The organism is Streptomyces abyssalis, assembly GCF_001751365.1.
GTDB classification, from domain to species: Bacteria; Actinomycetota; Actinomycetes; order Streptomycetales; family Streptomycetaceae; genus Streptomyces; species Streptomyces abyssalis.
This window is the reverse complement of record NZ_LJGT01000041.1, coordinates 1,056,775-1,081,032: the sequence shown is the minus strand read 5'-3', so window position 1 is coordinate 1,081,032 and position 24,258 is coordinate 1,056,775. Positions and strand designations below refer to the sequence as shown.

The 24,258-nt window shown below is 69.9% G+C and carries 22 protein-coding genes; 9 read left to right on the top strand and 13 right to left on the bottom strand.

Annotated features, from left to right (window positions below; genetic code table 11):
- Positions 1-82: 82 nt before the first annotated feature.
- The gene (locus AN215_RS25550) at positions 83-1,261 is read right to left on the bottom strand and encodes a cysteine desulfurase family protein (RefSeq protein WP_070010804.1); all 1,179 of its coding nucleotides are present in this window, start codon (positions 1,259-1,261) and stop codon (positions 83-85) included.
- Between the two features lie 228 nt (positions 1,262-1,489).
- Here AN215_RS25550 and AN215_RS25545 point away from each other — a divergent pair, with 228 nt between their 5' ends.
- On the top strand, positions 1,490-2,845 hold the full coding sequence (locus tag AN215_RS25545; protein WP_070010806.1) for a hypothetical protein: 1,356 nt from the start codon (positions 1,490-1,492) through the stop codon (positions 2,843-2,845).
- Between the two features lie 46 nt (positions 2,846-2,891).
- On the opposite strand, the gene AN215_RS25540 is transcribed toward AN215_RS25545, so the two are convergent.
- Positions 2,892-3,629 (bottom strand): Clp protease N-terminal domain-containing protein, encoded by a 738-nt coding sequence (locus AN215_RS25540; RefSeq protein ID WP_070010807.1) that lies wholly within the window; start codon positions 3,627-3,629, stop codon positions 2,892-2,894.
- 301 nt (positions 3,630-3,930) lie between these two features.
- On the opposite strand from AN215_RS25540, the gene AN215_RS25535 reads away from it, so the two are divergent.
- Both AN215_RS25535 and AN215_RS25530 read left to right on the top strand, forming a co-directional pair.
- Positions 3,931-4,665, top strand: coding sequence for a prepilin peptidase (locus tag AN215_RS25535; RefSeq protein WP_070011340.1), 735 nt, complete (start codon positions 3,931-3,933; stop codon positions 4,663-4,665).
- Between the two features lie 53 nt (positions 4,666-4,718).
- The gene (locus AN215_RS25530) at positions 4,719-5,570 is read left to right on the top strand and encodes a M23 family metallopeptidase (RefSeq protein WP_245694711.1); all 852 of its coding nucleotides are present in this window, start codon (positions 4,719-4,721) and stop codon (positions 5,568-5,570) included.
- A gap of 274 nt (positions 5,571-5,844) precedes the next feature.
- Here the strand turns inward: AN215_RS25530 and AN215_RS25525 are convergent, their stop codons facing one another.
- Positions 5,845-6,294: an NUDIX domain-containing protein gene (locus tag AN215_RS25525; RefSeq protein WP_070010809.1), complete on the bottom strand. Its 450-nt coding sequence runs from the start codon at positions 6,292-6,294 to the stop codon at positions 5,845-5,847.
- 30 nt (positions 6,295-6,324) lie between these two features.
- Positions 6,325-6,666, bottom strand: coding sequence for a DUF6545 domain-containing protein (locus tag AN215_RS25520; protein WP_139140783.1), 342 nt, complete (start codon positions 6,664-6,666; stop codon positions 6,325-6,327).
- A 306-nt stretch (positions 6,667-6,972) separates the two neighbouring features.
- Between AN215_RS25520 and AN215_RS25515 the strand changes: the two genes are divergently transcribed.
- Together AN215_RS25515 and AN215_RS25510 are read left to right on the top strand one after the other, a co-directional pair.
- Entirely contained in the window at positions 6,973-7,398 is a 426-nt protein-coding gene (locus tag AN215_RS25515) for an FxLYD domain-containing protein (RefSeq protein WP_070010812.1), read from the top strand.
- Positions 7,399-7,492: 94 nt separating this feature from the next.
- Positions 7,493-8,110, top strand: coding sequence for a restriction endonuclease (locus tag AN215_RS25510; protein ID WP_070010813.1), 618 nt, complete (start codon positions 7,493-7,495; stop codon positions 8,108-8,110).
- A gap of 139 nt (positions 8,111-8,249) precedes the next feature.
- Here the strand turns inward: AN215_RS25510 and AN215_RS25505 are convergent, their stop codons facing one another.
- Entirely contained in the window at positions 8,250-8,726 is a 477-nt protein-coding gene (locus AN215_RS25505; protein WP_070010814.1) for a Dps family protein, read from the bottom strand.
- Between the two features lie 192 nt (positions 8,727-8,918).
- Here AN215_RS25505 and AN215_RS25500 point away from each other — a divergent pair, with 192 nt between their 5' ends.
- Together AN215_RS25500 and AN215_RS25495 are read left to right on the top strand one after the other, a co-directional pair.
- On the top strand, positions 8,919-9,806 hold the full coding sequence (locus AN215_RS25500) for an alpha/beta fold hydrolase (RefSeq protein ID WP_070010815.1): 888 nt from the start codon (positions 8,919-8,921) through the stop codon (positions 9,804-9,806).
- Between the two features lie 139 nt (positions 9,807-9,945).
- Complete coding sequence (locus AN215_RS25495; RefSeq protein WP_079123516.1) at positions 9,946-11,307, top strand: acyltransferase family protein; 1,362 nt, start codon at positions 9,946-9,948, stop codon at positions 11,305-11,307.
- A 41-nt stretch (positions 11,308-11,348) separates the two neighbouring features.
- Here the strand turns inward: AN215_RS25495 and rox are convergent, their stop codons facing one another.
- Positions 11,349-12,836, bottom strand: a complete 1,488-nt coding sequence (gene rox / locus AN215_RS25490; protein WP_070010817.1) for a rifampin monooxygenase — start codon at positions 12,834-12,836, stop codon at positions 11,349-11,351.
- Positions 12,837-13,446: 610 nt separating this feature from the next.
- Between rox and AN215_RS25485 the strand changes: the two genes are divergently transcribed.
- Positions 13,447-14,730, top strand: coding sequence for an MFS transporter (locus AN215_RS25485; RefSeq protein WP_070031255.1), 1,284 nt, complete (start codon positions 13,447-13,449; stop codon positions 14,728-14,730).
- Between the two features lie 58 nt (positions 14,731-14,788).
- On the opposite strand, the gene AN215_RS25480 is transcribed toward AN215_RS25485, so the two are convergent.
- Positions 14,789-15,643, bottom strand: a complete 855-nt coding sequence (locus AN215_RS25480; protein WP_070010819.1) for a thioesterase family protein — start codon at positions 15,641-15,643, stop codon at positions 14,789-14,791.
- 76 nt (positions 15,644-15,719) lie between these two features.
- Positions 15,720-16,388: a trimeric intracellular cation channel family protein gene (locus tag AN215_RS25475; protein WP_070011342.1), complete on the bottom strand. Its 669-nt coding sequence runs from the start codon at positions 16,386-16,388 to the stop codon at positions 15,720-15,722.
- A gap of 492 nt (positions 16,389-16,880) precedes the next feature.
- Between AN215_RS25475 and AN215_RS25470 the strand changes: the two genes are divergently transcribed.
- Entirely contained in the window at positions 16,881-17,618 is a 738-nt protein-coding gene (locus tag AN215_RS25470; protein WP_070010820.1) for a transglycosylase SLT domain-containing protein, read from the top strand.
- A gap of 159 nt (positions 17,619-17,777) precedes the next feature.
- On the opposite strand, the gene AN215_RS25465 is transcribed toward AN215_RS25470, so the two are convergent.
- The 5 genes from AN215_RS25465 to AN215_RS25445 form a co-directional block, all read right to left on the bottom strand.
- Complete coding sequence (locus AN215_RS25465) at positions 17,778-18,878, bottom strand: ABC transporter ATP-binding protein (RefSeq protein ID WP_070011343.1); 1,101 nt, start codon at positions 18,876-18,878, stop codon at positions 17,778-17,780.
- A gap of 14 nt (positions 18,879-18,892) precedes the next feature.
- Positions 18,893-19,996 (bottom strand): ABC transporter ATP-binding protein, encoded by a 1,104-nt coding sequence (locus tag AN215_RS25460; protein WP_070010821.1) that lies wholly within the window; start codon positions 19,994-19,996, stop codon positions 18,893-18,895.
- On the bottom strand, positions 19,993-20,991 hold the full coding sequence (locus AN215_RS25455; RefSeq protein ID WP_070010822.1) for an ABC transporter permease: 999 nt from the start codon (positions 20,989-20,991) through the stop codon (positions 19,993-19,995). Before AN215_RS25455 ends, AN215_RS25460 begins: the two co-directional genes overlap by 4 nt.
- A gap of 127 nt (positions 20,992-21,118) precedes the next feature.
- Positions 21,119-22,888 carry an ABC transporter substrate-binding protein gene (locus AN215_RS25450; RefSeq protein ID WP_070011344.1) on the bottom strand — a complete coding sequence of 590 codons (1,770 nt, stop codon included), beginning with the start codon at positions 22,886-22,888 and terminating at the stop codon, positions 21,119-21,121.
- Positions 22,889-22,973: 85 nt separating this feature from the next.
- On the bottom strand, positions 22,974-23,978 hold the full coding sequence (locus AN215_RS25445; RefSeq protein WP_070010823.1) for an ABC transporter permease: 1,005 nt from the start codon (positions 23,976-23,978) through the stop codon (positions 22,974-22,976).
- Positions 23,979-24,258: the final 280 nt, after the last annotated feature.

The window sequence follows — 24,258 nt, the reverse complement described above, 5'->3', positions numbered from 1 at the left end:
CGCGTCGCAGACCCGGCGGGCACTCACCGGAGCGCGTCGCGCATAGCCCGCGCAGGCGCAGAACCCGCCTGCGCCGTCGGGATCAGCTCAGGCCCGCACCCCGTGCCCGCTCGACTGCCGGGCCGATGGCCGCGGCGAGCGCCTCCACGTCCGCCTCCGTGGAGGTGTGTCCCAGCGAGAAGCGAAGCGTGCCCCGCGCGAGATCCGGGTCGGAGCCCGCTGCGAGGAGCACATGGCTCGGCTGGGCGATCCCGGCCGTACAGGCGGAGCCCGTCGAGCACTCGATGCCCTGCGCGTCGAGGAGGAGCAGCAGCGAGTCGCCCTCGCAGCCCGGGAAGGAGAAGTGCGCGTTGCCGGGCAGCCGGCCCGCGGGCCCGGGGTCGCCGTTGAGCACCGCGTCGGGCACCTCCTTGCGGACGCGCTCGATCAGCCTGTCCCGCAGGGCGCCCACGTCGCGTACGAAGTCCGGGCGCCGCTCGGCGGCCAGTTCGGCGGCGGTCGCGAACGCGGCGACCGCCGGAACGTCCAGCGTTCCCGAACGCACGTCCCGCTCCTGGCCCCCGCCGTGCAGCAGCGGCACGGGCGTCTGCTCACGCCGCAGCAGCAGCGCGCCCACGCCGTAAGGGCCGCCGATCTTGTGCCCGGTCAGGGTCAGCGCAGCCAGCCGCGACGCGGCGAAGTCCACCTCCGCCTGGCCGACGGCCTGCACCGCGTCCGCATGCAGCGGCACGTCGAACTCCGCTGCGGCGTCGGCGAGTTCGGCCACCGGCATCGTGGTGCCGATCTCGTTGTTGGCCCACATCACGGTGGCCAGGGCGACGCTTCCGGGGTCGCGCGCGATCGCCTCGCGCAACGCCTGCGCGTGCACCCGCCCGTATGCGTCGACGGGCAGCCATTCCACGTCCGCGCCCTCGTGCTCGGCCAGCCAGTGGACCGTGTCGAGGACGGCGTGATGCTCGACGGGGCTGGCAAGGATGCGCCTGCGGGCGGGCTCGGCGTCCCTGCGCGACCAGTACAGGCCCTTGACCGCGAGATTGTCGGCCTCGGTTCCGCCCGCCGTGAAGACGACCTCGCTGGGCCTCGCGCCGAGAGACGCCGCGAGCGCCTCTCTCGCCTCCTCCACCGTGCGCCGCGCACGGCGGCCGGACCCGTGCAGTGAGGAGGCGTTGCCGGTGACGGCGAGCTGGGCGGTCATCGTCTGCACCGCCTCGGGAAGCATGGGGGTGGTGGCGGCGTGATCGAGGTAGGCGGAGCGAGCCATGATTCCTCGATTCTACGTACGTGCGGCTACGCCTGCGTACGCCGGTCAGTGGGCGCTCGGACGGGCGCGGCAGACGCCACGGGCGGCATCGGTCCGTACCCGTCCGACTGTTAATGTTCCAGGCACCGCCACCTGGACGACGGGCCTGGGCACAGCCCGTACCAACGTCCGCGTGCGCGGCCGTATTCCACAGGAGCACAGGGCCGGGAAGAAGCGGGGCAGGGGGGCGTGGCGATGCCACAGGTGCGGGTGCTGGGCAAGGGCGCACGGATCACCGGGGGGATCTTCTGTCTCCTCTTCGCGCTGCACACGTGGATCTGGGTGCTGCGCGACATCCTGGAGCTGGAATTCGCCACCACGTGGAGGGTCTGGACGGGAGGGCTCGGCTCCGCTGCCGGCGAGCTGACGGACATCCCCGCCACCACCGCCACCGACGTCGGCCTCGGCCTCCTGCAGATCGCCGCGGTCTTCGCGGCCTTCACGGGCGCGTGGGCGGCCGGCGGTCTCATCGCCGTCACCACCGCGCTGACTCTTTCCTACCGGCTGCCCGTGATCTGGCACGCGGGCCTGCACTCGGAGTCCTCGCCGTACTACGCGCTGGGCGGGTTCTTCAACGACCCGGCCGTGGACGCCGCTTGGACGAGCTGCGTGTGGACGGTGATCTTCTGCGTGCCGCTCGCGATCGTGCTGATGGCGGGAAACCGGACATGGACGGGGCAGCCCCCGCAGCCGGCACAGCCTTACGGGCAGCCCCCGCAGCCATACGGACAGGCCTACGGGCAGCCGGTGCCGCCGCAGCCCCAGCAAGTGGTGATCTCACCGCAGCCGCATCAGCCGTACGAGCCGCCGCTGCCCAGTGAGTCGCCGCAGCGCCCGACCGGGGCGCACGCCGTCGTGACGGCGGTCTTCCTCGGTCTGCTCATGGTCTTCCACGTCGGCTGGAGCCTGGAGGCGTTCTCCAACGGCGGCGGCGACTACTGGCTCAAGCTCTTCACCGGCGAGGGCACCGTCGTGGCGCTGCTCGACGCTTCGCTGGGCTGGGAGTGGCTCACGCTGATCATCGCGGGCGGTGTGGGCGTCGGCCTGGCCCTGGCCCGCAGGGTCTCCGCCCGCGGCTTCACGCTGGGCCTTGCGATCCTGCTGCTGCCGGAGGCGTTCATCGCCCTGTGGGGCCAGCTCGACGCCGGGACCTTCTTCGAACTGGGCGACGCGGCACCCGTGGCCGGCGCCTTCGGCCGCCTGCAGGTGCTGATCACGCTCGCGGGTGCGGTGACGCTGATCGTGCTGACGCTGCGTCCCGGCATCCCGGCCCAGCCGGGCCCCGCACCTGCTCCGGGCGCCGCGGTGCCCTTCGGCGCGCAGCCGGGGCAGCCCGTGCCGCAGCCGTACTTCCCGCCGCAGCCGGGGCCGGGTCCCGCGGGTCCGGCCTACGCCTATCCTCCGTCGCAGCCGGCCGGGCCGCCGCCTCCGGCGCAGTCTGCGGGGCCGCCGCCGGGGGCACCGCCCGGAACGCCCCCGCCTCCGGCCTCGCCACCGCCGCAGGGCGGTGCGGGCGGCACGTTCGGGCCGCCGCCGGCGTACTGACCTCCGGCGTACGGGCCTCCGGGCCCCGCCGGTACGGGCCCGGCCGTCAGCCGCCCGCGAGCTTGGCTTCGAGGGCCCTGACGACCTCCCCTTCGGCCTCCGGCTTCCCGATGCCCAGGGCCGTGAGCGTGCCGTCCCCGTCCTCCAGCTCCAGGAGCGCGAGGAGGATGTGCTCCGTACCGACGAAGTTGTGGCCCAGGCGCAGGGCCTCCCGGAAGGTCAGCTCCAGGGCCTTCTTCGCCCGTGCGTCGAACGGGATCAGCTCCGGCACACCCTCGGCGGCCGGCGGCAGCGTCCCGCCCACGGCCTCCCGCACCGATTCGAGAGACACCCCCAGGTCGACGAGGGCCTTCGCTCCGATTCCCTCCGGTTCACGGAGGAGTCCGAGGATCAGGTGACCGTCGGAGATCTCGTGGTTCCCCGCCTTACGGGCCTCGCTCTGGGCGGCCACGACGACGTGCCGCGCCCGCGGGGTGAAGCGGTTGAAGCCCTGGGAGGGATCGAGGTCCGAACCCTCGCCGGGCGCCGGGGCCTTGGGCACGAAGCGCTTCTGAGCCGCCTGCCTCGTGACCCCCATGCTCTTGCCGATGTCCGTCCAGGAGGCGCCCGAGCGGCGGGCCTGATCGACGAAGTGGCCGATGAGATGGTCGGCGACGTCACCGAGGTGATCCGCGGCGAGCACGGCGTCCTGAAGCTGGTCGAGTGCGTCGGAGTGGACATTCTTGATGGCTTCGATCAGGTCGTCGAGCCGGACCCGACCGGCCATGGAAACTGGATCGGTCATGAGGCAACCGTAGGTTGACAGCGAGCACGCGTCAACCCTTGGTTGACACAAGGGGCCAATGCTGCAATGCCCTGCCGGGCCTGTTTCACCGCACGCAGAACGGCGCCAACCGGCCGCCGGACACGGCGAGTTGTACGCCCCATGGAGAGGGGAAGTCCCTACGGCCCCCGGAGACGCCGAATAGGCTGAACAGCGCACGGAGAGCGGACGGCCGCCGGCAGGAGCGGACAAGCGGCCACCGCGTGAAGAGCGGCGGGAGGGGACGACCGGGGTGGAGTGGGCCCTCGACGGTGCGCGGGCGATGCTCGCCGCGTGCGCCGCCTGCTACGGCGCGGCGGTCGGCTCGCTCGTGCCACGTGCCGTCTACCGCTTCGCCGTACCGCCCGAGTTGCCCAGGCACGGGCGCTGCCCGGCGGGGCATCCCCTGACGGGCCCGGCCGGCGGATGGCTCGGGACCGCGCGCTGCCCGGAATGCGCGCCGTCAGCGGGCCCGTACGGTCCGGGCGCGGGCCTTTTCGCCACGACGGGGGCCCTGGTGTGCGCGGGGATCGCTCTGTTCACGGGCGCACGACCGGAGTTGGCGGTCTGGCTGCTCGCGGTCCCGATGGGGCTGCTGCTGGCAGCGGTGGATCTGCGGGTGAAGCGGCTGCCGGACGTGCTGACGCTGCCGCTGGCCGCGGCGACGGTCGCCCTGCTCGGGCTGGCGGCGCTGCTGCCGCAGGCGGGCGGCAGCTGGACACGGGCGCTGCTGGGCGCGGCCGTCCTCGCCTGCGGACACTTCGTCCTCTTCCTCGTGAACCCTCGCGGAATGGGCTTCGGGGACGTCAAGTTGGCGCTCACGCTGGGTGCTGCGCTCGGCTGGTACGGCTGGGACGTGCTCTTCGCCGGGACCTTCCTCAGCTTCCTCCTGGCCGCCGGATACGGCTCGGCGCTGCTGCTCACCAAGCGCGCGGGCCGCAAGTCGGCCATACCGTTCGGCCCGTTCATGGTGCTGGGTACGCTGGGCGGGATACTGCTCGGCGGGCTCGCCGTGTGACGCCGGACGGCCGGTGTCCGCGTGCTCGCGGCACCCGGGGGAAACGCATGCTGATGGCTGTGTGGAAGCGGCACGGGCTCGTCTTCGCGACCGGAGCGGTGTGCGTTCTGGTCAACACGCAGGGCCTCGGGCCGCTTTGGTACACGGGCGTTGTGCTGATCGTGGCCGGGCTTCTCATGGCCGGTGCCCTGAACCTCCGGCAGCGCCCGCGCGAGAGCCGGGCCCCCATGATGATCCCGCCGCCCTTCACCGGGCGCTGGACGGCGTTCAACAGTCCGAGTACGAAGGTCCCGAGCCACACGCACAGCTACGCGCAGACCTACGCGATCGACGTAAAACACGATCCGCGTCCGGACGGCGAAGAGGACGGCGAAGGCGGCGTCCTGGGGGCTTCGGCCACCCCGCCTGTCACGTGGTTCTGGCCCCTCGCCCGGCGCCCTCAGGCCTACCCCTCCTTCGGGCGCCCCGTTCTCGCCCCGGCGGGCGGCGTGGTCGTGGCGACCGCGGGAGAGCAGCGGGACCACCTGACACGTACGTCACTGCCCGGCGTGCTCTTTCTCGGCCTGGAGGGATTCGTACGAGGCCTGGGATGGCCGCGTCACCTCCTCGGCAACCACGTGGTGCTGGACATGGGCGAAGGCGTACACGCCGTCTTCGCGCACCTGCGCCGCGGCTCCCTGCGGGTGAGCCCCGGCGACCGGGTCCCGGCGGGAGCGCAACTCGCCGACTGCGGCAACTCCGGCAACAGCTCGGACCCTCATCTGCACTTCCAGCTCATGGACGGCCCGGATGTGGCGGTCGCGCACGGCCTGCCTTTCGAATGGCGCTACACCGACGACGACGGCAACGAACACACGGGTGTCCCGGCGAACTTCACCAGCTTCGTTCCAGTGCGTCCCTCTTGAGGACGCGGGAGGGGAGGTGCCGGGGACCTGCTGCCGGGTCCTCTGGTGCGGGTGCGCGAGCGAGCAACGGAAGGCCCCGGCCGGGGCGTTGACGGAGCACTGCCCCCGGTGGCGGTGGTGGCTGTGCGGCCTGCGGCGGCGGGGACGAGATCCCCGAGGACGTCAAGGTCGAGCTTCGGGACTTCATCAACAGCACGTTCACCGAACTCCTCGGCCCGGACACCGAACGGCCGTGGTAGCCACCGCAGTTCGCAGGCGGTCCCCGCCGTCCTCGCTACTTCGCCAACTCCAGGTACACGGTGCCGTTGTCGGCCAGAGCCGTCAGAGCCGCGTCCCAGACGGGGCGTATGGAGGGCGGGATCATGCCTGCACCGATCTCGTCGGAGGCACGGAACGTACAGGCGGTCAACTCGCTCTCCTGCAGCACGATGCCGGCCTTCTGCTCCTCGGTGAGCGTTCCCCCGTCGAACACCCAGTAGATGTGCTCCCGATCCGCGGTCCTCACGTAGGCACACACCAGGAGGCGCCCGATCTCCTGGTCGACCGCGATCTCCTCACGCAACTCACGGCGTGCGGCCTGCTCCGGTGTCTCGCCGGCGTCGACACCGCCGCCCGGGAGGTTCCAGCCTTCCTTGTAGCCGGGTTTGACGATGAGGTACCGCTGATCGCCGTCGCGCAGGAGCGCTCCCGCGGACATGGTGGGACGGGCGGCGTTCGGAGACATGTGAGACCTCGCGGTGCTCGCGTTCGGTTGTCACCGCGGGCCGGCAGCCGCATCAGCCAGCAGCTTCCGGCCGTCGGTCGGGCTGGTAAGACGGTATGCCGACGCCACCGCCCGCAGGTGCGCGATCTCCTCCCGGGGGCTGTTGCCCGGATCGAATGGGTAGGCGGCGCTCGAGGCGTTCCTGTCCGGGGACCGGTCGGTGACCGTCAGGGCGGCCCGCAGCCACAGGGCCTCGGCCTGCACATCTGTGGCGTGCTCGCGCCGCAGTTCCGTCCCGGCCCGGGCGATCGCCCGCTCGGCCAGGTCGTGGAAGACGTACCGCCGCAACTCGTCGATGACGTCGCGTATGTCCATGGAGTAGGGCCGAGACATGCCCGGATTCCGCCGCACCATGCCCACATCCGAACTGCGCGAGCGCATCAGGTCAATGAGCGGGCGAAGGCCGTGAAACGCCGACGCCAGCAGGAAAGCGCCGCGACGCGACGCCCGGATGAGCAGCCCGGCGAGCAGATGCGCTGACCCAACAGGCACACCAGCTACAGGAGTTGAGCACAAAATCATCACGAACGTAACGGGTCCGTCCGCAGCCACCGAATGCACCTATTCCGCCGGATACTCTGCGGTTCTACATACATGAGGGGGGATCTCGTGAAGATCCGTATTTTGGCCGCCGCTGTCATGGCTGCTTCAGTTCTGCCGTTCGCCACCGCCTGTGCCCTGCCCGAAGAGCCGGGCAGCAGCGCCTCGGACACCGCAGACAAGGGAGCAGCCGAGGACGCAGAGAAGGCCGACACGGACAAGGCCGAGGCCGCCGACACCACCAAGCCCGGCATGGACGACGTGAAGATAGACAGCTGCTCGGTCGACCCGACGACGAAGTTCCCGTCGGCGAAGGTCACCATCACCAACAACAGCAGCAAGACCTCGAACTACATGGTTCAGGTCGAGTTCACCGACTCCGGGGGAACCCGCCTGGACGAGGGCATGGCCGCGACGAACAACCTCGCGCCGGAGCAGGCCAGCAAGCAGACCGCGCAGGCGCTCACCGAGGCGTCCGGCTCGATCAAGTGCAAGGTCACCGACGTGACCAGGTACGCCAGCTGACGGCGACGCAGCCACAACCCGGGGCCCCGCCGCACGAGTCGGCGGGGCCCCGGGTCATTCGAGCCCCTGCCTCTCTGCCCTGGACGGAGTCCGCATGACCGCCCCCGCCCGCACCGCCCGCAGCCGCGAGTCGTCGCCAGCCTGCTGCGGCCTGGCCCTCGTCGCTCTCGTGGCCGTCCCGATAGGCCTCGTCGCGCTCGTCGACAACCAGCCCGGCGTTCTCGTCGTACTCGTCCTCACCGTGGCCGGGATCGTCTCCGTCCGCGCGTACCTCAAGCAGCAGCGCGCCGACGCCCAATACCGGCTCACGGCCGCACAGTCCGTCGAGGTCGCCCGCTACCACGCCATGAACCCCGCCCAGTTCGAGCACGCGATTGCGTTCCTGTGCCAGCGCGACGGCTGCCGCGATGTGCGGGTGGACGGGCGCACCGGCGACCTGGGCGCGGATGTCACCGCCACCACGCACGACGGGCGGAAGGTCGTGATCCAGTGCAAGCGGTACGGGCCGACAACAAAGGTCACCAGTCCGGATGTGCAGCGGTTCGGTGGCACGTGCTGGAGCGTGCACCGCGCGCAGATCGCCGCGGTGGTGACGACGAGCGTGTTCACGCAGCCGGCCGCGGCGTACGCGGAGATGCACGGGATTCGCTGTGTGGGTGCTCCGCAGTTGGCGGCGTGGGCGACGCGTACGGGGCCGCCGCCGTGGGCGTAGGGATACGGCTACGGCTGCGGGCCTGAAGCCTGCTGCTACACGGCCGCAGCGCGCATGCTGCTGCTCGCCGCGTGAGCGGCCGGCCCGCGGCCGAGCCCACCGCGCCGCCCGTACGACGCCCGCTGACGGTCCGGGGACCTCAACTGCCGTTCTCGGCCTGGAACATCCAGTGGTGCTTCTCGAGGTCGCCGGTGAGCTGGATGAAGATGTCCTCGGTCACCGGGTCAGGTTCGCTCACCGACGCCATGCGTTCGCGGGAGCGGCCGATGACCGACTCCAGGGCGTGGACCATGGTCCGTACGGCGTCCGTGTCCTTCTGCCAGCCGTCCTTCACCTTGTCGATCCCGCTCGTCGCCGACACGGTCGCGGAGCGTCCGTCCGGGGGCAGGCCGAGCGCGGAGGCCCGTTCCGCCACGGTGTCCGAGTAGGAACGTGCGGTGGCGACGACGTCGTCCAGCTGGAGGTGTATGGAGCGGAACCGGGGGCCGATCACGTTCCAGTGGATCTGCTTCGCCACGAGGGAGAGATCGACCAGGTCCACGAGCGCGCCCTGCAAGGCCTCGCCGACGGTCTTCAGGTCGTCGTCCGGGAGTGTGCTCTTCACTGCGTAGGTCACAACCTTCTCGCTTTCTCTCGGCCGGCCCTGTATTTCGCACCGTCCGGGTAACCGGATGAGCCAACGGGATTCATGCGCGGCGGGGCCGACCGCCCATACCGTCACTGTGTGGACCGGCCCGGTCGCACACGGCTACACCGGGCTCGCGGAAACCCGGGTGCGGGCCCCGGCCTCCTCGCGGAGACTGGCCGGATGACACAGCGGAAGGCCGATGCCCCGGGAGACCGGGAGAGCTGGGCGGACGTCCTGGACCAGACGTACGAGAGCTCGTCCGGCACGGTCCGGTGGGGCCGGCTCGGTCCGGCGGACGGGGCTCCCGTGGTGCTGCTGCACGGGACGCCGTGGTCGTCGTACACGTGGCGGGGCATCGCGAGGGCCCTCGCGCAGCAATTCCGTGTCCACGTCTGGGACATGCCCGGATACGGCACGTCCGCGATGTACGAGGGGCAGGACGTGTCGCTCGCCGCGCAGGGGCGGATCTTCGCCGAACTCCTCGGCCACTGGGAGGCGGAAACGGCGGCGGCACGCCAACCGGCCGTACTGGCACACGACTTCGGGGGCTGTGTCGCGCTGCGCGCACATCTGCTGCACGGCGCGCGGTACGACCGCCTGGCGCTCGTCGACCCGGTGGCGCTCGCCCCGTGGGGGTCGCCCGCATACCGGCTGCTCGGCGGACACGCGGAGGTGTTCGGACAGTTGCCGCCCGCGCTGCACGAGGCGCTGGTGCGTGAGTACGTCAGCTCGGCGAGCGCGCACGCCCTGCATCCGCGGGTGCTGGACGCTCTGGTGGCCCCGTGGCTGGGCGAGGCGGGGCAGGGTGCGTTCTACCGGCAGATCCGGCAGAACGACCAGCGGTTCACGGACGAGATCGAGGGACGCTACTCCGCGATCGGACCGCCGGTCCTCATCTGCTGGGGCACGGCGGACACCTGGATCCCCGTCGACCGCGCGCACCGGCTCGCCGGCCTGATCCCCGGTGCGGGGCTCCGGCTCATCGAGGGCGCGGGCCACCTCGTACAGGAGGACGCACCGGCCGAACTGACCGCCGCGCTCGGGGACTTCCTGCACGGCGCGGGCTGACCGCCGGACCGGGCCGCAGCGGAGCCGTGGGGACCCGGAGACGGCAGAAGGTACCCGCGACTCCCCCTCGGCCTTCGCGAAACCGCTGCATCGTACAGAAAAACTTCGAGCATCCACTTCCGCTTCTAGCGTGCGGCAGATGCTGCAGGCCGGTATCGAACGGGCGCCGCTTCCCCCGCTCCGCACCGAATCCGCCTCCCCTGCCGGACCGTTACCGGCAGCGGGGACGGCCGGTGTGGAGAAGGAGCAGGCCGGTCAGGGTGAACGCCCGGCGCGGGACGCATACCTGGACAACGCGAAGTACCTCACCATCGTGCTCGTCGCCGTCGGACACGCGTGGGCGCCGCTCACCACCGGCAGCCGCTCGACGAGCGCGCTCTACTACCTCCTCTACTCCTTCCACATGCCGGCCTTCATCATCGTCTCCGGCTATCTCTCGCGCGGCTTCGAGTGCCGGCCGCGGCAGATCAGGCGGCTGCTGACCGGCATCGTCGTCCCGTACCTCGTCTTCCAGACGCTCTACACCCTCTTCATGCGGTGGGCGGCCCACGACCCGGACCGCGAATTCAGCTACCAGGAGCCGGAGTTCGCGCTCTGGTTCCTGATGGCGCTGTGTCTGTGGCGGCTCACGACCCCCATCTGGAAGCTTCTGCGGTGGCCGCTCACCGTGGCCGTCGCGGTCGCGGTCGCCGCCAGTGTGACGCCCTCCGTCAGCGACGACCTGGGGCTCATGCGGGTCGCGCAGTTCCTGCCGTTCTTCGTGCTGGGGCTCCGGCTGCGGCCCCGCCACTTCGAGATGGTGCGGCACCGCACCGTGCGGATACTCGCCGTACCGGTGGCCGTGGGAGCGCTCGTGGTGTCGTACGCGGCCGTGCCGTACATCTCCGCGGCCCCGTTCCTGCACGACAAGGACGCACAAGGGCTGGGGCTTCCGGCGTGGCTGGGCGCGGCGATGACGCTGGCGGCGTTCGGCTGTGCGCTGGTGATGACGGTGTGCTTCCTGGCCTGGGTGCCGCGGCGGCACATGTGGTTCACCTCGCTGGGGGCGGGAACGCTCGGCGCCTACCTGCTGCACGTCTACCCGATCGCGTACGCCAGGGAGTCGGGCTGGTTCGAGGCGGAGGGGGCGAGACATCCCCTCGACCGCTTCGCCATCACGGTGCTCGCCGTGATGATGATGACCCTTCTCTGTACGGCGCCGGTGCGGCGGGCTCTGCGCTTGGTGCTGGAGCCGCGCATGCGGTGGTTCTTCTCCCCGCAGGCGAACGCGCCGGCTCGGGCACCGGAGGCGGCGATCCGGGACGCGGGCGCTCCGGACCCGGCGGCTCCGGACGTATCGGCGGCGGAGGCACCGGCCGCGGAAGCACCGGCCGCGAACGTGCCCCAGCTGCCGCCCGCTCCGGGCGCGCGGGCGCCGGCACTGCCACCGGCGCCCGCGCCACGGCAGGCCGCGCAGGCCGGGAGCCGTCACCCCCCCGATGAGAGCGCACCCCACCGGTAGGCGCCGCAACCGCCCTGCCCAGCAGGGCAGTCACCGCGAGGTCAGCCGGCGGCAGCACCGAACCATACGGGCAGGTGGCCGAGCAGGTCCTGCTGGTCCTCACCGACCCACGCCACGTGACCGTCCGGCCGCAGCAGCGCGGCCGGCACCTCCCGTCCCTCCAGTTCTTCGCAGACGTCGACGACGTGGTCGACCCGGTCTGCCCAGCCCGCCACCGAGAGCCGGCCGGTCCGGTCGAGCAGCAGTCCGCGGCCGGCGTGCATCCGCTCGTAGAGGCGCCCGTCCTTCAGCGCCACGTCCCGCATCCGCCGGCCCAGCAGTCCGTGGCCGTCGCCGAAGTCGTAGCGGACCCCGATTGCGGTGATCTTCTCGATCAGGAACCGGTTGACCTCCTCGAAGTCCATCAGTTCCGACATCAGCCGGCGGACTGCCTGCGGGCCCGGCCCGGTGGACATCAGCTCGGTCTGAGCGCGGACGTTGTCCAGCACGTCGGCGGCCACCGGGTGCCGTTCGGTGTGATAGCTGTCCAGCAGCCCCTCCGGCGCCCGGCCGCCGACCTCGGCGGCCAGTTTCCAGCCGAGGTTGAACGCGTCCTGGATGCCGAGATTGAGCCCCTGCCCACCCAGCGGCGGATGGACGTGCGCCGCGTCCCCGGCCAGCAGCACCCGGCCGGTGCGGTAGCGCTCGGCAAGCCGGGTGGCATCTGTGAAGCGCGACAGCCAGCGCGGTGAGTGCACGCCGAAGTCGGTGCCGGCGACCACCCGCAGCCGCTGCTTGAACTCCTCGAAGGCGGCTGGGGATACCCCCGCCGATGAGGATGGGCGAGGGACGGTACGGTCCTCGGCCACGCCCCCGGCGGGCACGACGATGCGGTACGCGCCGTCCCCGGAGGGCCCCGCGCCGAAGCCCTTCTGGGTCCCGCGGACTTCGGCGACCACGGCGGCCAGCTCCTCCGGCGGCGCGGTCACCTCCATCTCGCCCAGCAGCGACTCGCTCCTGGCGGGCTCGCCGGGGAAGGGGACGCCGAGCAGTTTGCGGACCGTGCTGCGGCCGCCGTCGCAGCCGACGAGGTAGGACGAGCGCAACAGCGTGCCTTCCCCTGCCCCTCCTTCCCTGCTCGTCAGCTCGACGGTCACCCCTTGTTCGTCCTGGCTCAGGCCGGTCAGTTCGCAGCCGCGGCGGACCTCGGCGCCCGCCTCGACGGCGCGTCCGGCCAGCAGGCGCTCCGTGGTGGGCTGCGGGATGCCGAGGACGTAGGGATGGGAGGTGTCCAGCCCGTCGGGCCAAGGCTGGTCGATGGCGGCGAAGTTGCCGCCGTCCGGGTACTTCCGGCCCTGCGCGAGGAAGCGTTCCAGCAGACCGCGCTGGTCCAGCACCTCGATGCTGCGCACGTGCAGACCGAGCGACCGGACCTGCCTTGCCGGCTCCGGCTCCTTCTCCAGTACGAGCACATGCACGCCGTGCAGGCGCAGTTCGGCGGCCAGCATCATCCCCGTCGGCCCACCACCGGCAATGATCACGTCGATCATGAAGTCCCCCCAATTCGCAGATGCTTCCGCCGGCTGTTCCGCGCGTCCCGCTGCGGGACCATGCATCGACGGAAGCACACATCATTCGCAAAGCGCTGATTTCCTCAGGTTCCTGCTTCGGCGGGTGATTCTGCAGCACAGGCCGGGTCTTGCCGCAAGCCCCCCGGTGCGCTATACGTTGAGAGTGGCAAGGAGGGAACGACCTCCTTGCCTTTGTCTTTGCTTCTGCCTTTGCCGCAGCTTTGCTGCTGCCTTTGCCGCTGTCTTCTCTGCCGTCCGTGCCGCTGCCTGTGCCGCCCACCGTGGACGGACGCCGGACAGCTGACGGCGGCGCTGGATCGTCACCGCACGCTGCACACCTTCATCTGCTCTCACGGGGGACGGATCACCGGTGGACCGGGGCCCGTTGCCTGCCGTCGCCTTCCGGTGTTCCGACAACAGGCCGCGGATCTCCGGCAGTTGGGGTGGTTGAAGGAGACGAGGGGTTCTGGTCCCGTGGAACGGAAGACCTGGCTTACTCCCACGGCACCGAGGCGACCGGTCCGGCATCTCATCTCCTGATTCCGGCCCGGTCCCGCGACCGGGCCGCGGCGGTGACACGGAGGTGACCGTGACAGAACCCCTCGTCGGACATCACGGCAGCGCGGCGTCCGGTGACGGGACACCTGTCCCGGGAAAGGTCGTTGCCGGTCTCGCCGTTGCGCAGCTCGGCCTGTTCGTCGGCGTGCTCGCTCCGGTCACGGTAAGCATGGCGATCAAGATGCAGACGCTGTTCCCGGACAGCGCCAAGGCTTCGGCCTCCTCGCTGGCCGCCGTGCTGTCGGTGGGCGCGATCGTCGCGATGGTGGGCAGCCCGGTGTTCGGACGCATCAGCGACCGCACGACCTCACGCTTCGGGCGCCGGCGGCCGTGGCTGCTCGGCGGCGCCGTCGCGTTCCTGGCGGGGCTGACGGGGGTCGCGTGGGGTCCGTCGGTTCCGGTCGTGCTCGTGTCGTGGGCCTTCTGCCAGTTGTGCGTCAGCTGTTCGTTCGCGGCGCTGATGGCGAGCCTTGCCGACCTGGTGCCGCTCGCGCAGCGCGGCAGGGTCTCGGGCGTCCTGGGTGCCATGGCGAACGCGGCGCCGCTGGCCGGCGCCTATCTGGCCCCGCTGTTCACCGAGGACATGGCGCTGCTGTTCCTCGTTCCGGGTGTCATCGCGGCGCTTTCGGTGCTCGCCTGCGTCCTCGTGCTGCCGGACCGGCCGATCGCGACCGCACCGCCCCGGCTGGGCTTCGCCTACTTCGTGCGCTCGTTCTGGGTGAGCCCGCACAAGCACCCGGACTTCGCGCTGGTGTGGCTGGGACGGTTCCTGATCACGCTCGCCTCGTTCATGTTCATCACCTTCCGGCTCTACTTCCTCCAGGAGGAGCTGGACATGAGCGCCGCCGAGGCGGCCGCCGTACTCGCGAACGGAGTGCTCATCTACACCGTCGGCCTGGTCGCCGCCAGCTACGTGGGCGGCCGGCTCTCCGACCGGCTCGGCCGCCGGCGGATCTTCGTGGCCGTGGCGACCGTCATCTTCTCGGCGGGCCTCGTCGCGCTCGCGTCCGTCACGACCATCGGACAGTTCTACGTCGTGGAGGCGATCATGGGCATCGCCTTCGGCGTCTACGTCGGTGTGGACATGGCGCTGGTCATCGACGTGCTGCCCGATCCGGACGAGGCCGCGAAGGATCTGGGGGTGTTCAACATCGCGAACGCGCTGCCGCAGTCGCTCGCCAGCGGCGCGGGGCTGTTCCTGCTCACCCTCGGGACCTCCGGCGCCACCGACAACTACCCGGCCCTGTTCTGGGGCGCGGGCATCGTCGGGGCCGTCGGCGCCGTGCTCGTGATGTTCGTACGGAGTGTCCGGTGACGGGCGGTCCGGAGGGCCTGGACCATCCGGACCGGCCGTGCGGCGCCGTCTTCCTCGCTCAGTTCGCCTTCGCGCGGGCGAGCTGCCGCGACTGGGTGACGAGCCGGTCCGCGCTGTCCCAGATCTCGACGTCCTCCTCCAGGAAGCCCCCGGCGAGATTGACGGTGGAGACGGAGACCCGCAGCGGCCCGGGGGCGGGGCGGGCCCGGACGTGGACGGTGAGTTCCACCGTGGGCACCCAGCCGCTCAGACCGAGCTCGAACGCGGTGGGCGGGAGCGCGTCCACTGCCATCAGCAGGGAGAACGGGTCGGCGTCGCGGCCGTCGGCCAGGCCGAACCAGGCGCGCATCTCGCCGCGCCCGCTCGGCGCCCCGACCGCCCATCCGCAGGTTGCGGGGTCGAGCCGCAGGTCGAGGCGCTTGCCCATCTCGGGTGCGGCGTCCGGCCCGGCCGGGTTGTCCCGGGCGCTGAAGCACTGATCGAGGGGCGGCATGGCGGGCGGTTTCGCGCTCGTGCGGATGTCGTCCGTGAGGGTGTCCAGATCGCCGTACGAGGCGAGTACGCGGAGGCGTTCGGTCTCTTGACCGTCCGCTCCGGTCTGGAAGAGGCCGGCGGTGCCGGTGGAGAGGGTGCGGCCCGCGCGGGCCGTCTCGCTGCGGATGACGGCGGGGCCGGGCGTGGTGGCCGACAGGTAGTGCGCGGTGACCGTGAACGGGTCGGGGTGCGCAAGCGTCTCGCCGAGGGCGCGGCCGGCGGTCGCCAGCAGATAGCCGCCGTTGAGTGCGTGGCCGATGGCCCAGCCCGGGGAGAGCCGCACGTCGTGGACGCCCGGCTCCCGCTGCCTCACGGCGGTGTCGCGGTCGAACTCGCTCAGGGTGTTCCCGGGGACGGCCTCGGAGATTGTCTCGGACATATGAGCACCGTACACGGATAAGTTACTCATCGGTAGTCACCGGTCCCGGGACGGCTGCGGCCCGCTTCGGCACGGCTCAGGAGCCCGGCTCCGCGTCCTCCACCGTGGAGCGGCGGTGCCAGGCACGCGGGGCGCGCCACCCGAACCGCAGCGCCAGCAGCCTGACGAGGAACGCCAGGGCAGCGGCGCACAGCATCGTCACGGCGTTGAGCGCGCCCGCGTCCAGCAGCAGGGCCGTCACGGTGGCACCGACGATGGCGGGTACGGCGTAGAGGTCCCTGTCCCAGCGCAGCAGCGAGGGCACCTCGTTGGCGAGCACGTCCCGCAGCACGCCGCCGCCCGCGGCCGTCGCAAGGCCGAGGACCGCGGAGGCGAAGAGCCCGAGCCCGTACTCGTGGGCCTTGACGGTGCCGACGACGCAGAAGAGCCCGAGGCCTGCGGCGTCGAAGACGTTGATCGCCTTGTTGATCCGCTCCACGTGCGGATGGAGGAAGAAGACGAGGGCGGTGGCGATCAGCGGGGCGTGGAAGTATCCGGCGTCCGTGAATGCGGCCGGGGGCACGGCCCCGATCACGACGTCGCGGAAAAGCCCGCCACCGAGCCCTGTGACCTCCGCCAGCACCGCCATGCCGAAGACGTCGAAGTTCTTGCGTACGGCGAGGAGCGCGCCGGATATCGCGAAGACGAAGATGCCGGCGATGTCGAGCCAGTGCTGCACGGCCGGATCGAGCAGGTGCTGATTCACGCGGCCCATTCTTCACCGCCGTCTCCCCTGCACGAGACCCCCGCGGGCCCGGGAGACGGCGGGACGCCCGTGGCGGCCCCGCAGCCCGGCGGAACACCCCGGAACCCGCCTCCGACCTGGCGTGATGGCAGAAAGCGACGAAAACAGACAAAGTGTGGCATCGCGATACCGGTATGTGTCCCCGGAATCACGAAGCGTCGATCCGGAACCCCGCGCATGTGAGGCGGCGCATAAGACGCACGTCACATACGAAATCGCTTAGTCGGCTGCTCGCGCCGCCGGTTCCGCTCCTGCGGCATATCGAAGGTTCGCACCCTGATGTCCGATTCTGTACCGGCATTTCTGTCCGTGCTCGCTTAGTACGTCACATATTTGGGCCCGGCTTCCAGAGCCTTTACCAATGGCAGCGTCGCTTGCGCCGGGAACCGAACTCGGCGCCCACGCCGATCCGGCTCCTACGCGACGAAGCAATCGAAAGGTTCTTGCTTTTCCATGCGCATTTCCGCTATCAACCGCCTGACCAGGACCCAGAAGTCCGCCGCTGCCGGCCTCGCGGCCGCCGCAGGAGTCGTCGCCCTGACCGCCGGTGCCGCGCCCGGTGCGAACGCGGACGCTCACAAGGACCGTGGCCCGGCCAAGCCGGTTGCCGGACACTCGGTCAACGTGGCCGACCATCCGTCGACGAAGGCCGCCAAGGCCGCGACGGGCGACCACGCCACCGACAACACGCGCAGCCACGCACCGGCCCACTCCCCCTCTCCCGTGAAGGGTGAGGAGACGAAGCAGGTGTCCGCTTCCAAGCCGGCCGACAAGGCCGACAAGGCCGACGAAGCCGAGAAGGCCAAGCAGGCCGAGAAGGCCGAGGAGGCACGCGGCGGTGCCGGCCAGAAGGCCGACCGCTCGACCCGCGGCGACAGCCTGGACGGCTGGATCAAGCAGGCCCGCGCGGTCATGAAGGAAGAGGGCATCCCCGGCTCGCACCAGGGCATCAAGAAGAACATCATGCGTGAGTCCGGCGGCGACCCCAACGCCATGAACGACTGGGACATCAACGCCCAGAAGGGCACGCCGTCCAAGGGTCTGCTGCAGACCATCCAGCCGACCTTCGACGCGTACCACGTGAAGGGCACCAAGCACGAGGTGACCGACCCCGTGGCCAACATCGTCGCCGCCTGCAACTACGCGGCCGACAAGTACGGCTCCATGGACAACGTGAACTCCGCGTACTGATCCGGCAGCACGCACAGCGGAACAACAGCACAACAACAGGACGGACAGATGTTCCGGACAACAGCACGGACAACAGCACAGGAACAGGAAGGGCGGCCGCGGCCTACGCGGCCGCCCTTCCGTACGTCCGGGGCCCGGGAGGCCCGGGTTCCGCTGCTCCTAGTCCGCCTGCGGCGCTCCGTCCGCCAGCGGCGTGCTGTCCTCGGGGTGCTGGTCGGGGGCGTTCTCCGGGTGGTGGCAGGCCGCCTCGTGGCGGGGGGCCAGGGAGACCAGCGGCGGCTCGGTCGTCTTGCAGACCTCGGTGGCCTTCCAGCACCTGGTGTGGAAGCGGCAGCCGCTGGGGGGCTTGATCGGCGAGGGGACGTCGCCCTGGAGCAGGATGCGGTCGCGTCCGCCCTGCGCCTTGCGCCGCGGGTCGGGCACCGGCACGGCGGAGAGCAGCGCGCGCGTGTACGGGTGCATGGGCGACTCGTACAGGGACCGCCGGTCGGTCAGCTCCACGATCTTGCCGAGGTACATCACCGCGATCCGGTCCGACACGTGCCGGATCACCGACAGGTCGTGGGCGATGATCACGTAGGTGAGGCCGAGCTCGTCCTGCAGGTCGTCCAGCAGGTTGATGACCTGCGCCTGGATGGAGACGTCCAGAGCCGAGACGGGCTCGTCGGCGACGACGAGTTTCGGATTGAGGGCGAGCGCGCGTGCGATGCCGATGCGCTGCCGCTGCCCGCCGGAGAACTCGTGCGGATAGCGGTTGTAGTGCTCGGGGTTGAGCCCCACCAGGTCCAGCAGCCGCTGCACCTCCTTCTTCACACCGCCCTCGGGCGTGACGCCCTGGAGCTTGAAGGGGGCGCTGACGATCGCGCCGACGGTGTGGCGCGGGTTCAGCGACGAGTACGGGTCCTGGAAGATCATCTGGACGTCACGCCGCATCGGGCGCATTCCCGCCACACCGAGGTGGGTGATGTCCCGGCCCTCGAACTCGACGGTGCCCGCGGTCGGTTCGAGCAGCCGCGTGATGAGGCGGCCCATCGTGGACTTGCCGCAGCCGGACTCGCCGACGACGCCCAGGGTCTCCCCCGCCCGTACGTCGAAGTCGATGCCGTCGACCGCCTTGACCGCGCCGACCTGCCGCTTGAGGATGCCCTTGGTGATCGGGAAGTGCTTCGTCAGGCCGCTGACCCGCAGCAGCGACTCGCCGGGCTCCGGATCGGCCTTGGTCTGCACGGCATCCGTCACACGCTGGGACGGGATCGTCATCTGCTCGTCCTCACTCACAGCTTCGGGGCAATCTCTTCGTTCCAGATCCGGTCCCGGTCGCCGCGCTCCATGTGGCAGGCGGACAGATGACCGTCGCCCACCTCCCTCAACTCGGGCCGTTCGGTGCGCGTGACATTGCCCTTGGGTACATCCGCGTACGGGCAGCGCGGGTTGAAGGCGCAGCCGTCCGGGATGTTGATCAGGCTGGGCGGTGAGCCCTTCACGGGGATGAGGCGTTCGCTCTGCGCGCGGTCGATGCGCGGCATCGAGCCCAGCAGGCCCCAGGTGTAGGGGTGCTGGGGCTCGTAGAAGACCTGCTCGGCGGTGCCGTACTCGACGCAGCGGCCCCCGTACATCACGAGGATGTCGTCGGCGAGTTCGGCGACGACGCCGAGGTCGTGGGTGATGATGATGACCGCGGAGCCGAACTCCTTCTGCAGATCCCGGATCAGGTCGAGGATCTGGGCCTGCACGGTGACGTCCAGAGCGGTCGTCGGCTCGTCGGCGATCAGCAACTCGGGGTTGTTCACCAGCGACATGGCGATCATCGCGCGCTGCCGCATGCCGCCGGAGAACTCGTGCGGGTAGCTGTTCACGCGCTGGTCGGGCTGCGGGATGCCGACGCGGTCGAGGAGCTCGACCGCGCGCTTGCGGGCCGTCTTCTTGTCCACGTCGTGGTGTACGCGGTACGCCTCGATGATCTGGTGCCCGATGGTGAAGTACGGGTGCAGCGCGGAGAGCGGGTCCTGGAAGATCATCGCCATCTCACGGCCGCGCAGCTTTCGCACAGTGTCCGGGTCGGCCGAGAGCAGCTCCTGCCCGTCGAGCCAGATCTCACCGGAGAGCCGCGCCTTCTGCCGCCCGTACTGCCCCACCGTGTGCAGGCCCATGACGCCGAGCGAGGTGACGGACTTGCCCGACCCGGACTCGCCGACGATGCCGAGGGTCTTGCCCTTCTCGAGCCGGAACGAGAGCCCGTCGACGGACTTCACCAGGCCGTCCTCCGTGGGGAAGTGCACATGCAGATCGCGCACTTCGAGGAAGGAACGGGCCGGGGCGGCGGTGGCGGTGGCGGGCTCGCCGACCGCCGAGACGCCCGTCTTGTGCGATTCCGTCATGCGAGCCTCACTCGGGGGTCGATCACGCCGTACAGCAGGTCCACGATGAGGTTCGCCACGACGACCGCCGAGGCGGTGATCAGCGTGACGCCGAGGATCAGCGGCAGGTCCTTCTCACCGATCGCCTTCAGCACCGCCTGGCCGAGACCGGGGAGACTGAAGGTCGTCTCGGTGAGGATCGCACCGCCCATGAGGGCACCGAGGTCCACCCCGAGGAGCGTGATGATGGGGGTCATCGTGGAGCGCATCGCGTGCTTGCGGATGACGACCGGCTCCCGTACGCCTTTGGCGCGGGCGGTGCGGATGTAGTCCTCGCCCATCACTTCGAGCATCGTGGCGCGGGTGAGCCGGGCGTACATGGCGCCGAAGAGGAACGCCAGGGTCAGCCACGGGAGGATCATCCCGCTGAACCAGTCCGGGAAGCTCTCCTCGACGGGCGTGTATTCGTTGCTGACCAGCCCCAGCCCGTAGGAGAAGATCGCCAGCGACAGCAGGCCGGTGAAGTAGATCGGCAGCGAGACGCCGCTGAGGGCCATGCCCATGGCCGCACGGTCCCAGATGGAGCCGCGGCGCAGCGCCGAGACGACGCCGGCGGCGAGCCCGATGACCAGCCAGATGATCGCGGCACCGACGGCCAGGCCCAGGGTGACGGGCAGCCGGTCGGCGAGGATCGGCCAGATGGCCTGCTCGGTCTTGAACGAGTAGCCGAAGCACGGCGCCTCGCAGTGGTACGTGTCGCCGGCGCTGGTGTAGTCGCGTCCGGCGAGGATGCCCCTGAAGAAGTCGAAGAGCTGGACGATGATCGGGTCGTCCAGGCCGAGCTTCTGGCGGATGCCCTCCAGCGCCTGGGCATCGGCCTGCTTCCCGGCGAACATCGTGGCGGGGTCGACGCCGGTCCACTTCGGGATCAGGAAGAAGATGCCGAAGACCGCCAGCATGACGACGACGAGCATCACGACGACGGCGAACAGCCGCCTGATCAGATATGTGAGCACTGCCTTACGGGCCGGTCGGTGGCCCGGTGAACTCTCCCGGTTCTGCGGGGAGTTCACCGGGCCACCGCTGTGCGGCCCTCACCTGCCCTTCGTGCCTAGCGGCGGGTGCGCCGGCGGGGTCGGACGGTCACTTGACGCCCAGCACGGCGTAGTCGTAGCGACCGCTGAAGGCATCGGTCGTACCGACGTTGGTCAGCCTGCTGGAACGCCAGATGATGTTCTTCTCGAACGTGAAGGGCAGGTAGTACGCGCCCTTCATGACCTCGGCGTTGATGGCCGCGTACTTCTCCGCTGCCTTCTTCTTGTCGAGTTCGGCGATGGCGTCGGCGAACATGCCGTCGATCTTCTTGTCGTCGATCATGGCGTAGTTGTTGTTGCCGTTGTCCAGGATGTACTTGCTGTGCCACAGCGGCATGCCGTACCCCTGGCCGGACGGGAAGTCCGGGCCCCAGCCCATGATGATGATCCCGTAGTTCTTCTTCTTGACGTACTCCGGGTTGCCGATGATGCCCGTGGTCTGCGCACCGTCGTACTCGTCGACCTCGGCCTCGATGCCGATCTTCTTCAGCGACGCCTGCATGGCCTCGGCGGAGGCGATCTCGACCTGCTTGTTGTTGCGGACCGCGATCGTGGTCTTGAAGCCGTTCGGCTTGCCGCACTTCTTCAGCTCTGCCTTGGCCTTGGCCACATCGGCCTTGCCGTCGTTCTTGGCGATGCCGTACGGGTCGAAGCTCAGGTCGGAGCCCGGGACGAGCTTCGGCAGCATGTTGGTGCCGATGTCACCGCCGGCGAGCGGGCCGCCGCGGGCGTTCTGGATCGACTTGTGGTCCGAGCCGTAGATCATCGCCTTGCGGCAGTGGATGTTGTCGAAGGGCTTCACCGTCTGCGGGAAGACCGCGTAACGGATGTAACCCGTGCTCGGGTTGTCGATGTTGCCCTTGTGCTCCTTGAGGGCGGTCTGACGGCCCGCCGCCTCCATGCCGGTGGCGTTGATGTCCAGGTCGTAGTCGCCGTTGATGAGGCGCTTGTCCATCTCGTCGGAGTTGGTGATCAGCGTGAGCGTGATCTTGTCCGGGAGCGCCTTGCGGATGTTGTCCGAGGACTTCTTCCACTCGGGGTTGCGGACGAGCGACAGCTTCTTGTTCGGCGTGTACGACTCGAACTTGTACGGGCCGTTGGAGAAGGGCTTCAGGCCGTACTTGGACTTGGTGTCCTTGTCCTGGCGCACCGGCGAGGCCGACGGCATCGCGAGCATCTGCTCGAAGTCACCGTTGCGCTTGGGCAGCTTGAAGACGATCTCGGTGTCGCTGGGGGTCTCGATCGCTTCCAGGCCCAGCTTGTCCTTGGACTTGTCCTTGTAGGGACCCTTGTACTTGCCGTCCGGGTCGAGCGTGTCCTTGAGGTAGATGGGACCGCCGGACAGCACGTCCTGCGCCCACTGCCGCTCGATGCCGTACTTGATGTCCTTGGAGGTGACGGGCTTGCCGTCCTCCCAGGTGATGCCGTCGCGAAGTTCGTAGGAGTAGGTCTTGCCGTCGTCGGAGATCTTGGCCTTGGCCTTGGCCAGGTCCGGGACGAGCTCCGAACTCTCCTTGCCCGCGACGGGCTTGCTGGTGATCAGGGTGCGGCTGTAGTAGCGCATGAAGTCCCAGGCGAAGCCGTAGTAGCCACGCGTGGTGTCCCAGGAGTCGGCGTCCTGGGTACCGATGAACTTCAGCGTCCCGCCCTTCTTGTCCGACGCGTTCGCCGTCTTGCCGTTGGCCGCGTTGAATCCGGGCGCCTTGCCGTCGCCTTCGCCGTCACTGCCGCCGCCACCGCAGCCGGCGGTGACGAGGAGGGCCGCGACCGCGACGGCCGACGCGGCGATCCTGCGCCTCGATGAGCGTTGGGTTGTCACGATCTGCATCCTCCGGTGTAGGTCACGGCCCGCACGGATGCGCCGGGCCGGGGTCCAGAGCCAGGCCGTGCCTGGCACTGGGGTGTCAACGGGACCCCTTGGGATCGAGCGCGTCGCGCACGCCGTCGCCGAAGAGGTTGAAGGAGAGAACGGTGATGAAGATGGCCACACCCGGCACCACCATGAACATCGGATCCGCCTCGTAGTAGCGCGTGGCCTGGGAGAGCATCTGCCCCCAGGAAGCCGTCGGCGGCTTGACTCCCACGCCGAGGAAGCTGAGGGCCGCCTCGGTGAGGATGTTGGTGGGAATCATCAGCGTCGTGTAGACGGTGATGGGCGCGATCAGGTTCGGCAGCAGCTCCTTGAAGAGGATGTAGCGCCGCCCGGCACCGAGGCTGCGCGCCGCCTCCACGTACTCCCGCTCACGCAGCGAGAGGGTCTGCCCGCGCACGATGCGGCCGATGTACGGCCAGCCGAAGAAGCCGATCACCAGGATCATCACGGTCAGCCGGACGCCTGTGCCCGTCAGTCCGAACATCGAGTTCGGCACCACGGAGATCAGCGAGATGATGAAGAGCAGCTGCGGGAAGGCCAGCAGCATGTCCATCACGCGGCTGATGGCCGCGTCCAGCCAGCCGCCGAAGTAGCCCGCGAGAGCGCCGAGTACGGTTCCGACGACGACGGCGACCATGGCCGAGAGGAAGCCGACGAGCAGCGAGACGCGTGCGCCGTAGACGATGCGGCTGAAGAGGTCACGCCCGTTGCCGGGTTCCACACCGAGGAGATGGTCGCCGCTGATGCCGCCGAGCGCACCCTTCGGTGTCTGGAAGAGCGGGTCGATCAGTTCCTCGTGGTGCTTGTCCGGCGGATGCCCCAGCACACTCACGATGAGCGGCGCGAACACGGCGACCACGATCAGCAGGAGGACGACGCAGCCGCCGGTGAGCGCCACCTTGTCCCGCTTGAGGCGGTTCCACGCGATACGTCCGAGAGAGCGTCCTTCGATGGACTTGCCGCCGCCTGCGCCGTCACCGAGAGCGGGATCGACAGGCGCGGTCTCCGCGGACGTGTCGTGCAGTGGTGCCGTCATCGTGGGGGAACCCTCTCTCGGCCGGGGGTGACCAGCCACGCCTGCCGCTGTAGCGGCCAGTTCGCAAGTAGCGCGTTCACAAGAGGCCGAAGGCCTCGACGCTCGGGAGTCTCATCCGCCCTGCGATCACCCGCCAGTCCCCCTGGGGAAAGGATGCCTAACTGTGATGTGCGTCGCGGGCTTCCGTTATACGAACGGAAGCCCGCGACTATCGGAATCCGGTCAATGCGCGTGGACAACCGCCCACCAGCGGTTCCGTGCGCAGGCCTCTTGCGCCGAG

Coding starts and splice junctions, on each gene's coding strand:
- AN215_RS25550 (WP_070010804.1), bottom strand. CDS start 1,261: ATGGCTCGCTCCGCCTACCTCGATCACGCCGCCACCACCCCCATGCTT.
- AN215_RS25540 (WP_070010807.1), bottom strand. CDS start 3,629: ATGACCGATCCAGTTTCCATGGCCGGTCGGGTCCGGCTCGACGACCTG.
- AN215_RS25535 (WP_070011340.1), top strand. CDS start 3,931: ATGCTCGCCGCGTGCGCCGCCTGCTACGGCGCGGCGGTCGGCTCGCTC.
- AN215_RS25530 (WP_245694711.1), top strand. CDS start 4,719: ATGGCTGTGTGGAAGCGGCACGGGCTCGTCTTCGCGACCGGAGCGGTG.
- AN215_RS25525 (WP_070010809.1), bottom strand. CDS start 6,294: ATGTCTCCGAACGCCGCCCGTCCCACCATGTCCGCGGGAGCGCTCCTG.
- AN215_RS25520 (WP_139140783.1), bottom strand. CDS start 6,666: ATGTCTCGGCCCTACTCCATGGACATACGCGACGTCATCGACGAGTTG.
- AN215_RS25515 (WP_070010812.1), top strand. CDS start 6,973: ATGGCTGCTTCAGTTCTGCCGTTCGCCACCGCCTGTGCCCTGCCCGAA.
- AN215_RS25510 (WP_070010813.1), top strand. CDS start 7,493: ATGACCGCCCCCGCCCGCACCGCCCGCAGCCGCGAGTCGTCGCCAGCC.
- AN215_RS25500 (WP_070010815.1), top strand. CDS start 8,919: ATGACACAGCGGAAGGCCGATGCCCCGGGAGACCGGGAGAGCTGGGCG.
- AN215_RS25495 (WP_079123516.1), top strand. CDS start 9,946: ATGCTGCAGGCCGGTATCGAACGGGCGCCGCTTCCCCCGCTCCGCACC.
- rox (WP_070010817.1), bottom strand. CDS start 12,836: ATGATCGACGTGATCATTGCCGGTGGTGGGCCGACGGGGATGATGCTG.
- AN215_RS25480 (WP_070010819.1), bottom strand. CDS start 15,643: ATGTCCGAGACAATCTCCGAGGCCGTCCCCGGGAACACCCTGAGCGAG.
- AN215_RS25470 (WP_070010820.1), top strand. CDS start 16,881: ATGCGCATTTCCGCTATCAACCGCCTGACCAGGACCCAGAAGTCCGCC.
- AN215_RS25465 (WP_070011343.1), bottom strand. CDS start 18,878: ATGACGATCCCGTCCCAGCGTGTGACGGATGCCGTGCAGACCAAGGCC.
- AN215_RS25460 (WP_070010821.1), bottom strand. CDS start 19,996: ATGACGGAATCGCACAAGACGGGCGTCTCGGCGGTCGGCGAGCCCGCC.
- AN215_RS25445 (WP_070010823.1), bottom strand. CDS start 23,978: ATGACGGCACCACTGCACGACACGTCCGCGGAGACCGCGCCTGTCGAT.